This window comes from Limimaricola sp. G21655-S1 (assembly GCF_027213785.1).
Lineage (GTDB): Bacteria > Pseudomonadota > Alphaproteobacteria > Rhodobacterales > Rhodobacteraceae > Limimaricola.
The window spans coordinates 65,947-76,637 of record NZ_JAPWGO010000018.1 but is presented as its reverse complement, the minus strand read 5'-3'; the positions used below and the strand labels follow the sequence as shown (position 1 = coordinate 76,637).

The 10,691-nt window shown below is 67.3% G+C and carries 9 protein-coding genes; 3 read left to right on the top strand and 6 right to left on the bottom strand.

The features are described from left to right. On the top strand, window positions 1–862 hold an 862-nt coding region (locus O4G76_RS16125), incomplete at its 5' end, for an aldo/keto reductase (RefSeq protein ID WP_269398280.1). A 74-nt stretch (window positions 863–936) separates the two neighbouring features. Here O4G76_RS16125 and O4G76_RS16120 read toward each other — a convergent pair. The 3 genes from O4G76_RS16120 to O4G76_RS16110 all read right to left on the bottom strand — a co-directional run bounded on the left by O4G76_RS16120 (window position 937) and on the right by O4G76_RS16110 (window position 5,306). Further along, entirely contained in the window at window positions 937–2,022 is a 1,086-nt protein-coding gene (locus O4G76_RS16120) for a 4-oxalomesaconate tautomerase (RefSeq protein ID WP_269398279.1), read from the bottom strand. A gap of 95 nt (window positions 2,023–2,117) precedes the next feature. Continuing rightward, on the bottom strand, window positions 2,118–4,094 hold the full coding sequence (locus tag O4G76_RS16115; RefSeq protein ID WP_269398278.1) for a tripartite tricarboxylate transporter permease: 1,977 nt from the start codon (window positions 4,092–4,094) through the stop codon (window positions 2,118–2,120). A 147-nt stretch (window positions 4,095–4,241) separates the two neighbouring features. Beyond that, on the bottom strand, window positions 4,242–5,306 hold the full coding sequence (locus O4G76_RS16110; RefSeq protein WP_373568046.1) for a Bug family tripartite tricarboxylate transporter substrate binding protein: 1,065 nt from the start codon (window positions 5,304–5,306) through the stop codon (window positions 4,242–4,244). A gap of 192 nt (window positions 5,307–5,498) precedes the next feature. On the opposite strand from O4G76_RS16110, the gene O4G76_RS16105 reads away from it, so the two are divergent. Together O4G76_RS16105 and O4G76_RS16100 are read left to right on the top strand one after the other, a co-directional pair. Then, complete coding sequence (locus O4G76_RS16105; protein WP_269398276.1) at window positions 5,499–6,170, top strand: response regulator transcription factor; 672 nt, start codon at window positions 5,499–5,501, stop codon at window positions 6,168–6,170. Next, the gene (locus O4G76_RS16100) at window positions 6,170–7,528 is read left to right on the top strand and encodes a sensor histidine kinase (protein ID WP_269398275.1); all 1,359 of its coding nucleotides are present in this window, start codon (window positions 6,170–6,172) and stop codon (window positions 7,526–7,528) included. The genes O4G76_RS16105 and O4G76_RS16100 overlap by 1 nt, the downstream gene beginning before the upstream one ends. 6 nt (window positions 7,529–7,534) lie before the next feature. Here the strand turns inward: O4G76_RS16100 and tcuB are convergent, their stop codons facing one another. The 3 genes from tcuB to O4G76_RS16085 are packed head-to-tail and all read right to left on the bottom strand — an operon-like array spanning window position 7,535 to window position 10,654. Next, window positions 7,535–8,605, bottom strand: a complete 1,071-nt coding sequence (gene tcuB / locus O4G76_RS16095) for a tricarballylate utilization 4Fe-4S protein TcuB (protein WP_306467340.1) — start codon at window positions 8,603–8,605, stop codon at window positions 7,535–7,537. Next, on the bottom strand, window positions 8,589–9,980 hold the full coding sequence (gene tcuA / locus O4G76_RS16090; RefSeq protein ID WP_269398274.1) for an FAD-dependent tricarballylate dehydrogenase TcuA: 1,392 nt from the start codon (window positions 9,978–9,980) through the stop codon (window positions 8,589–8,591). The genes tcuB and tcuA overlap by 17 nt, the downstream gene beginning before the upstream one ends. Further along, the gene (locus O4G76_RS16085; RefSeq protein WP_269398282.1) at window positions 9,977–10,654 is read right to left on the bottom strand and encodes a GntR family transcriptional regulator; all 678 of its coding nucleotides are present in this window, start codon (window positions 10,652–10,654) and stop codon (window positions 9,977–9,979) included. Before O4G76_RS16085 ends, tcuA begins: the two co-directional genes overlap by 4 nt. Window positions 10,655–10,691 lie beyond the last annotated feature (37 nt).

The window sequence follows — 10,691 nt, the reverse complement described above, 5'->3', positions numbered from 1 at the left end:
CCACCCATCGCTTCGTCCTCCTCCTGACGAGATAAATCTATCTCAGTGGGCGGAGCACTTCAGTGGGGGCAGACCACGCGGTACCAACTACGTCCTGTCAGACAAGGTCGGTCGGCTACTGAAACCCGGTGGGGTCGAAAACCCCGAGGACTACGGCATGAACGATCCTCTGCCGTTCCACGTCGTCTACGATTACGGCTATGACGGGATCATGCGAGCCTTCGAGGACAACCTCCAGCGCCTGGGGCTCGACCGCATCGATATCCTGCTGGCACACGACATCGGCGTCTTTACCCATGGCGAGGACAACGCCCGCCATTTCGCGGATCTCGCCGAAGGCGGCTATCGTGCCATGGACGAGCTGCGCAGATCCGGCCAGGTCAAGGCGATCGGTCTGGGCGTCAACGAGAACCAGGTCTGCATGGACGCGCTCGGGATCGGCGATTGGGACGTATTTCTCCTCGCGGGCCGATACACGCTCTTGGAGCAGTCACCGCTCGATACGCTCTTCCCGGCTTGCCGGAGCGCAGGCACCACGATCATCTGTGGTGGCCCCTTCAACTCAGGTATCTTAGTGGGCCGCGAGACCTGGAACTACGCACAGGCCCCGGTCGAGATCGTCGAAAAGGCACGCGCGCTCGCAGATGTGGCTGATGCCTTCGCGGTGCCATTGGCAGCGGCCGCCCTGCAATTTCCGCTCGCAAATGACCTCGTCACCTCGGTGATCCCGGGGCCTCGCGACAAGGGCGAACTTCAGCAGAATCTCGAATGGTTCATGACGCCGATTCCGCGCGACTTCTGGGTCACCCTCATGTCGAAGAGGTTATTGCATGAGGGCGCACCGGTTCCGGCGGGTAACTAATAAGAATATGCGATATGCCACTGCTTCGATGATCGAAAAGGTTTCCGCAGAACTTTAGCCTGGCAATATATTGATTATGGGGCCCACACCGACCTTGGCACGAAGACCTTGCCCTCCGCGAGCTTTCGTGCGGTGCGCAGGAGCCCGGCCGCCTCGAGGGTGAAGCCGCCCTCAGTCGAATACTCGACCAGCACGTCAATCGTGCCCGAGGCGTGCTCCAGCACCACGTTCGCGGGCGAGCCCGCGGGACGCTCAAGCAGTCCATCGGCCACCGTGTCCGGGGTCAGGGCGCAGGAAGCCAGGCATTGCGCCCCTGTCACCGCCATCGAGGGATGGGTGTTCCATGGCATGAAATAGCGCGTGGCGATCGAGCCACCGCCCTGCGCGGGCGCGAGCAATCCGAACTTCGGCGTCACCGACTTGGCCACGTCGCCCATCCCCATGCGTCGCCCGGCCTCGAGCCGCACCGCCTCGATCCGCGCGAAGAGATCGCGGTCCGCATCGAGCTCGGCCGCGCTCTCGTAGCCCGTCACGCCGAAATCCGCGGCCCGGCCGATCACCATCGGCATGGCGACGTCCATGCAGGTGACCTCGACCCCGCCGATCTCGTCGCGCAGCTGCCCGGTGGGCAGGAAGACCCCGGTGGCCGAGCCGACCACGCCGCGGAAGCTCAGCTCGACCGGCGCCGCCGTCCCCGGCACCCCGGCGATGGCCGCCTCGCCATCATAGGACAGCCGCCCGCCCGGCGTCATCACCCGGGCCACGACCCGCGCGCCGGTATTGACTGCGCGGATCTTCACCTCGGTGACGTCGCCGGTCACCGGCACCAACCCCATCTCGATCGCCGCCGGGCCGACGCCGGACAGGATGTTGCCGCAGGTCGGCTTGAAGTCCACCAGCCGCTCCGCAACCGCGACCTGCGCGAAGAAGTAGTCGACATCGGCCCAGTCGTCCTCTGAAGCCGAGAGCATCGCCACCTTGGTGGTCACCGCCGCGCCGCCACCGATACCGTCGATGTTGAGCGGGTGCCCGGCGCCGAGCGCCGCGATCAGCACCTCGGCCAGTGTCTCGCGGTCCTCGGGCAGGTCCGAACGCCGGAAATACGGTCCCCGCGACGTGCCACCGCGCAGGAAGAGAAAAGGTATGCCAGTTTGTGTCATGGGGCCTCCGGATTCGGCCCGCAGGCCGTCAAAAGTGTCGGTGGAAACGGACGCGGCACCGGGCTACCGGTGCCGCAGCTTCGCGCGAGCTCGGATCAACTGAACGGCCAAGGCAGCGCCATGTGCTCCTGCGCCAGCCCATAGGGAAAGTTGAGCGACAGCGCCCAAGCCAGGAGCAGCACCACCCCAGCCGCTGATGCGGTCATTAGCGCCGCCGGGACGAGCCGGGTCCGTGCCCGCAGCAGCAGGAAGGCCGGGAAGAACAGAAGCAGTGCCGCGTAGAAGCCCAGCACCGCGCTGCCCGCGACCAACGCCGCGATCCAGCCGATGCCACCCCACATCCCCGCCAGCCCCTGATCGGGGGTGACGGCAAGCTCGGCATCGAAGCGCGCCTTGTGGCCGGGTGCGGCGGTGACCAGCTGCGGCAGCAGCAGCGCGATCATCGCCAAGCCGATCACCGCGGCGCTGGCCGGGAAGATCATGCCGAGGAAGCTATGACCGAGCGCATCGCGCAGCGCCCAGAGGAAGAACAGGCCGATCGCCACCGCGAACAGCACCTGCGGCAGACGCTGGCGATCGGTCCCGCCGGCCTCGACGCTACCCGCGCTTCCGGTCTCATCGACACGATTGCGCAGGCCGAGCACAACCGAGGCGACGGTGAGCAATGCGAGGATGATCACGCCGGGGCGGGTGACGAAGCCCCAGTCGTAGAACTGCACGGCCTGGTAGAAGTAGGTCTCGGCCTGCGGCGCGAGCACGTAGCCGATCAGCAGCGCCGGGCGCGGCCAGCCGAAGCGCTTCATCAGCACGCCGAGCACGCCCAGCGCCAGCAGCGCCACAAGATCGGCGAGGTCGCGGGTGGCCTGGAAGGCGGCGAAGCAGATCAGCGCGATCATGAAGGGCGCCAGCACCTGGAACGGCACGCGGGTCAGCCGGGCGATCGGCTGCGCCAGCATCAGGCAGATCCCGGCGCCCATGACGTTGGCGATGGCGAGCGACCAGATCACCGAATAGGTGATGTCGAGATCGGCGCCGACCATGGCCGGGCCGGGCTCGATGCCCAGAAGCACCATGCCGCCGAGGAACACCGCCATCGAGCCCGAGCCGGGGATGCCGAACAGCATGGTCGGCAGCAGCGCCCCGCCCTGCATGGCGTTGTTGGCGCTTTCAGGGGCGACAACGCCCCGGATGTCGCCTTGGCCGAATTTCGGATCGGTCTTGGTGCTCTGCACCGCGTGGCCATAGGCGATCCAGTCGACCACCGAGCCGCCCAAGCCCGGGATCGCGCCGATCATGCAGCCCAGGCCCGAGCAGCGCAGCGACAGAAACACGTTTCGCCACCAGTCACGCAGACCCTGGCCCCAGCCAGAACCCAGCGCGCTGCCCTCCGCGATGGCGGCGTTGCGGCGCAGCAGGTCGGCGATCTCGGGGATGGCGAAGAAGCCGAGACCCACCACGACGAGCGGAATGCCGTCATAGAGATAGTCGAACCCCATGATCATGCGAAATTCGCCGGTCGCGGGCGAGCCGCCGATCGAACCGATCAGCAGGCCCACGACGCAGGCCGCGAGCCCCTTGGCAAGGCTGCGCCCTGCGAGCACCGCCACCATCGAAAGGCCGAACAGGGTCAGCATGAAAAGCTCGGCCGAGCCGAACATCAGGATCAGCGGCCGGGCGATTACCACGAAACCGGTCAGCACCAGCGCACCGAAGAGGCCGCCGAGCATCGAGCTGACGAAGGCGGCGGACAGCGCGCGCGCCGCCTGTCCCTGCCGGGCCAACGGGAAGCCATCCAGCACCGTGGCCTGGCTCGCCGACGAGCCGGGAATGCCCATCAGCACCGAGGAGAACGTATCGGAGGTCGGGATCACCGCGACAAGGCCGATCAGCATCGCCAGCGCCGAGACCTCGTCCATGCCATAGAGGAACGGCACCAGGAGCGACAGGCCGGCGATGCCGCCCAAGCCAGGGATGACGCCGACCGTCAGGCCGACCGAAACGCCCAGCAGCATGTAGAGCATGTGCTGGAAGGTGAGCAAAGTCGCGAGAGCGTTGATAAGCGTGTCCGCCACGGCAGCGATCCTTGGTATGGCGGCGACAAGCCGGCGCCCGTCCCCGCCGCCATGCGCGATGGGGTAGGACAGGCGCATGCCCGCCGCAGCGATGTCGGTGATGGGGAATGGTGCCGGGCGAACACGAGGGCCGCCCGGCGGCCGGGCTTATTCGCCCAGACGGACGCCGTATTCGCCGGCCAGCATCTCGACCACCTGATCGCGCAGCTCGGGCGCGATGGTGGTACCACGCTCGAACAGGGTCTGGGCCTGCGGACCGGTCACCTGCTCGTAGGTGCCGAGCACGGCCTCCTTCGCGGACTGGTATTCTGGATCGGCCTTCATCGCCTCGAAGGCCGCCTCATAGGCCGCAACGATCTCATCGGGGGTCTCCGATGGCACGACGACAAGCTTCTGGGCCGGGAAGCCGGCGGCGAAGAAGGCGAAGTAGGCGTCGAATTCCGGCCCCTCGGCTGGCTGACCGGTCAGGGTCTCGTAGGCCTCGCCGAAATGCGGCAGGTCGGGGAAGGTCGGGTCGCGAACCAGCACGCCATCCTCGTCGAGAGCGCCCCAGCTGAACAGCGGCACGGCCTGACCGGCTTCGACCAGTGGCTGGACGTTGCTGATATAAGCGGAAGAGGTCTGGTAATCGATGTTCACCTCGCCGCGCTCGAAGGCGATCCGTCCATCGCTGCGGCCCTGGAAACCGAAGACGTGGCGCGCATCGAGCCCCATCGCCTCGAAGGCCAGCAGCGGCACGAGATCGAGCGAGGTCGCGCCTTGGCTGGCATAGGTCAGCTTCTGATCCGCGAGCTTGCCGATCTCCTCGGGCGCGGTCACCCCGGTCGCGGGGGTGGTGTAGACCACGCCACCGGTGGGTGAGGCCATGACCACCTTCCAGTCCTGATAATCGTAACGCACGCGCGGGTCGTTCAGGAGGTAGGGAAACTGGGTCGAGCCGGAGGTGCCAAGCAGCTGCAATCCGTCCGGCTTGGCGCGGGCTGCATATAGGTTCGCGCCCTTGGTCGAACCGCCGCCCGGTTCGTTGACGACGACCACCGTCGGATTGCCCGGCAGGTACTTTTGCAGGAACGGTGCGTTGAAGCGGGCCCAAGTGTCCGAGCCTCCGCCGGGCGAGAACGGGATGATCCACTCGATGGTCTCGCCTTCGAAGCTGACCGAGGCCTGCGCCGACATGGGCAGCGTCAGAGCGACGCCGGTCCACAGCGCCATGGCCAGTCCCGTCCTGCGGGTGATGCCGAGATTCTTTGACAAGTCGTCCTCCCTTGATGTCTTAGAGTTCGAACGGTCCCGGCGGATCTCCTCGTCCCCGCCGTGCCCGGGGTCCACGGCGGCTGTCGCCGGTGGCCCTGACCCGGCGGGATACACCCGCAACCTGTCCGAAAGCTGTCGGGATCGAATTTCATGCGGATCGTTCTGATCGAAGACAACGAGGGTCTCGCCAAGGGGCTTTCTGCCGCGCTGCGCGATCATGGCTTCGCCGTCGACTGGCTCGCCGACGGGGCGGAGGGCGAGAGGTTCCTGCGCGACGAGGGCGCAGACATCGCCATCATCGACGTCAACCTGCCGGGTTTGGGCGGGCTGGAAATCCTGCGCAGTCTGCGGGCGCGCGGCGATGCCGTGCCGGTGCTGATGCTGACCGCGATGGGAAAGACCTCGGACCGGGTCACCGGGCTCGAGGCCGGGGCGGACGACTATCTCGTGAAACCCTTCGAGGTGGCCGAGCTGGTGGCACGGCTGCGCGCGCTGGCCCGCAGGCGGCCGGAACTGCGCGCCGATATCGAAAGCTTCGGGGCGCTCAGGCTCGACCGCGCCGCACGCCGGCTCTCCGGGCCGGCAGGGCCCATCGATCTCCCCCGCCGCGAGCTGGCCCTGTTCGAGGTGCTCGCGGCGAATTCCGGCCGCATCGTCGAGAAACAGAGGATCGCCGCCACGCTCTACGGCACCGGCTCGGAGGTCGAGCCCAACGCCGTGGAGATCCTCGTGTCCCGGCTAAGGCGCAAAATCGAAGGTCATGGCGTGACGATCCGGACCGCGCGCGGGCTGGGCTACATGCTCGACGACGGGTCCGCGTGATGCGGCTGTCGCTCAGGGCGCGGCTGTTCACGATGATCGTGCTGCCGCTGGTTCTGGTGGCCGGTCTTGCGTCCTGGGCGCGGCTCGACAGCGCCACGCAGCTGTCGCAGCGGCTTTATGATCAGACGCTGATGGCCGTGGCGCTGGTGATCTCGCGTGACGTGCTGCTGAGCGAGGGCGATATCCTGACCGGTGCGCTCTCGGGCGCGCTGAGCGAGGCGCTGGGAGACCGTGTCTTCTACCGGATCGTCGGACCGGAGGGCAGTTTCGTCACCGGCTTCTCGGAGGCCCCCGCGCCGCCACCCGGCGATGACTCGGACATGCCGCGCTTCTACGACAGCACTCTGGACGGGGTGCCGGTGAGGGTCGTGACGCTGCGCGAGCATTTCGACGATCCGCGGTTCGAGGGCTGGGTCACGGTGCAGGTCTGGCAAACCGTATCCGAGCGCGCTGCGCTCAGCTTGCGGCTGCTGGCGCAGACGATCTTCACGCTCGCCTCTGTGATCGTCACGGCCGGGCTGATCGTCTGGTTCGGCATACATCGTGGCTTGCGACCGATGCGCCAGTTCGAAGCGGCAATCGCGGCCCGCAGCCCCGACGATCTCCAGCCGATCCGCCGTTGGGTGCCGCCCGAGATGAACCGGTTGGTCGAGGCGACGAACGACCTGCTGGCGCGGCTTCGTGCAGCCTTCGCCGCGCGCGACGCCTTCATCTCTGACGCGGCTCACCAGATCCGAAATCCTATCGCATCACTGCAAGTTCAGGCCGAAGCACTGCTCACCGCACCCGACGAGGCCAGCTTGCGCCGCCGTGCCGGTGATCTGGCGACGGATGCGCGGCGCGCGGGGCGTCTGACCAACCAGTTACTGTCGATGGAGAAGGTCCGCGGCCGCAGCCTGCGCCGCGAACGGTCCGAACTCGACCTCGTGGCGCTGGCGACGGAAACGTCCCGAGGCTTCGCCGCGCGCGCCTTGCGGCGGGGTGTAGAGGTTTCCTTCGCCTCGACCGGCACGCCCCGGTCGATGATTGCCGACCGCGTGCTGATGGAGGAAATGCTGGTCAATCTGCTCGACAACGCCTTGATGCATGGCGCGGCTCGTGGCGGTGAGATTGCCGTGACGCTCGATTTCGCCCCTGAGGCCGTCACCCTCGCGGTGCAGGATGACGGCCCCGGTGTCCCGGACGACCTGCGCGAACGTATCTTCGACCGGTTCTTTCGTGCCGAGGATGACGGCACTGCGGGCTGTGGTCTGGGGCTTGCGATCGCGCGCGATGTCGCGCAGGCGCATGGCGGCGACGTGCGGCTCGCCTCGGGCACCCAGGGAGCGCGATTCGAAGCCGTGCTCCCGCTATCCTGAATTCGCTCAGCTCGCCTCCCGCCGTTGCGCGTCCCGGACCAGCGCCGCCAGCCGGTAGAAGCCATGCGCCATCTTGGTGAAGGGCATCAGCAGGAAGAAGGCCAGCACTCCGCCCAGATGCAGCGCGAGGACCACCGGCAGCGCCGCATGATCGCGCAGCAGCCAGAGCGCCAGCCCGCTCCATGCCACGAAGGCCAGGAGCAGTACGAAGCCCATCTCGCCGCCCCAGGCGCTTGGTGCACCAAGCTCGGGATCGGCCTTGAGCTTGAGATGCGCGAGCCAGAGCGCCCCCCCCCCGAGCAGCAGCCCGCCCGGCACCCCCAAGAGCTTCGGCAGCGACCAGAAGCCGTAGGGCGCGGGCGCATCGAAGACGTAGTGCAGCACGGTGCCAGACGAGGTCGATGCGAAGCAAAGCAGAAAGCCTACCAGCACGGCGGTGTGGGCATGTCGGCGCGCTTGGCTGAAGCGGTCTTCTTCCTCGAAGTTGCAGCCGTCACCATGCCCGCCGGCGAGGTTGCGCATTTTCGCAGCCGAGCCGAAGGCATGGCGCAGATGGCCGAGCGTGATCCGCCCGCCTCCGACATGCGCCCAATAGCGGCGCAGGCTGACGGAAAGGCTCGCGAGCGGCAGTAGGAAGGCCGGCGCGAAGATCGCCACCATGACGTTGTGCGACAGCACCGCGTAGAAGCCCTCGCCCTCCGCCGGCAGGGCGCGCGCGGCGAGGAAGAGCGCCGCGAAGCCCAGCACGAAGGCGGCGGCGATCATCGTGCCGCTGCGCTGGAACCCGCGCGCGAGCCCGCCGGGCCAGGCGAAGGCGTCCCAGCTGTCATGCCGCAGCTCCGCCAGCGCCTTGGGCAGGTTCAGGTCGAACTCGTGCGGCGCGGTGTATTGGCAGGCATGGTAGCAGTTGCGGCAGTTGTGACAGAGATTTGCAAGTTGTGTGAGGTCGGCCTCCGCGAAAGCGCGCTCGGCCTGCAAGGCGGGGAACACCGCGCAATAGCCCTCGCAGTAGCGGCAGGCATTGCAGATCTCCGCTTGGCGGCGGGCTTCTTCGACGAATTCAGGCTGCATTTGCATATGCGGCGGCCTCCTTGCCTGCAATACGTCCAAAGACGGTTCCGATGGTCATGCCGAAGCCGGCGAGATAGCCTTGGCCGAGGATCGAGCCCGCCATGGTCTCGCCTGCGGCCCAGAGGTTGCGGATCGGGCCCCGGTCGGTGGCGCATTGCGCGCGTTCGTCGACCTTGAGCCCGAGATAGGTGAAGGTGACTCCGGTCTTCAGCGAGTAGCCGTAAAAGGGCGGCTCGGTGATCGGCCGGGCCCAGTTGGTCTTGGGCGGGGTCAGCCCTGTCGTAGTGACACCGTCGAGTTCCATCGGGCTAAAGCCCGAGGTGTCGCCGCAGGCCGCGTTGAATTCGGCCACCGTGGCCGCGACCTTCTGCGCGGGCAACCCCATCATCCCGGCCAACTCCTCGATGCTGTCCGCTTTCAGGGGCGGAAAGACCGAGGGCATGAAGAGGTTGATGCTCTTCGCGTCGATGATGACGTGGCCGACCTGGTCAGGCTGCGCAGCGACCAACCGACCCCAGATCGCGTAGCGCTTGGGCCAGACGTCCTCGCCTTCGTCATAGAAGCGCTCGCCCTCCTTGTTGACCACGATGGAGAACGGCACGCAGTCGAGCCGGGTGACGATGCCACCGTCATAGAGCGGCGCACGCCCATCAATGGCGACCGCGTGGCACTGGGTCGGATCGCCGACCGAGGCCACGCCCTGATCGAGCAGATCGGCCAGCACGACGCCGCGGTTGTAGGGCGTGCCGCGGATCAGGAAGTTTTTCGCCGCCGGCCCCCAGGCCCGCGCCAGCCAGTCGCGGTCGGCCTGGAACCCGCCCGAGGCCACGACCACGGCGCGCGGCGACAGGCTGTGGGATTGGCCCTCATGATCGAAGTCGACCCGCGCGATGCGGTCGCCATCGAGTTCGAGATGCATGACATGCGCCTCGTAGCGCACCTCGACACCCAATGCCTCGACGGTGCGGTAATAGGCGTTCACGAGGCTCTTGCCGCCGCCCATGAAGAAGGCGTTGGTCCGCGCGAGGCTCAGCGTGCCCGAAAGCGAAGGCTGGAAGCGCACGCCATGCGCCTCCATCCAGGGCAGGCAGTCCTGCGAAGACCGGATGGCGAGACGCGCGAGGTTTTCGTCGGTCTTGCCGCCCGTGACCTTCATCAGGTCGGCCACGTATTCCTCTTCCTCATAGGCATCGACCAGCACCGAGAGCGGCCCGTCATGCATGCAGCGGAAGTTGCGGGTATGGCGCGAATTGCCACCGCGATAGGGTTTGGGTGCGGCCTCAAGGATCAGCACCCGCGCCCCCGCCTCGGCCGCCTCGATGGCAGCGCAGAGCGCGGCGTTGCCACCGCCGATCACCAGAATGTCGGGCGTGTCCGTCACAGCATGTCTCCATCGTCGAGCGGCGGCGCCTTGGCGCGGACAGCGCGAACGCGCACCCGCTGGGCGGCCTCGATATGCGCGCGCATCGCGGCCTCGGCGCGCACGCCGTCGCGCGCGATCAGCGCGTCGAGCACGGCGCGGTGCTCCTCGACCGCCCGCTCGGCCCGCTCGGGCGCGGTGAGCGTCGTCGGCCCGAGGATCATTAGCGCTTTCTGAAGCCCCTGGATCGAACGGGTGAGAAAGCGGTTCTTGGCGGCATCCAGAAGCGCCGCATGGAACTGCCGGTTAAGGTCGTAGGCCTGTGGCGTGGCACCGGCGCGGACCAGTTCCTCGTTCAAGGTGGCGAGCTCATCGATTTCGATCTCCGAGGCCGCTCGAGCCGCGAGGCGCGCTGCCGTGCCCTCGAGCACCGCGCGCATCTCATAGAGCTCCATCACCTCGGCGTAGTCGAGCCCGCGTACGCTGGCGCCCTGACGCGGGACATGGGTGACGAGACCGTCCGCCTCGAGCTGGCGGATCGCCTCACGCACCGGCGTGCGGCTGACGCCCAGCCGCTCGGCCAGTTCGGTCTCACGCAGCCGGTCGCCCGCTGCCAGCCGGCCGGCCCGGATCTCCTCGAGCAGGCGGCGATAGGCGGTACCACCCTGCCCTTCGCCGCGGTCCTCCTCGCTCAGCGTCATGATGCTCCCCTTGCAAATTGCATACAACTGG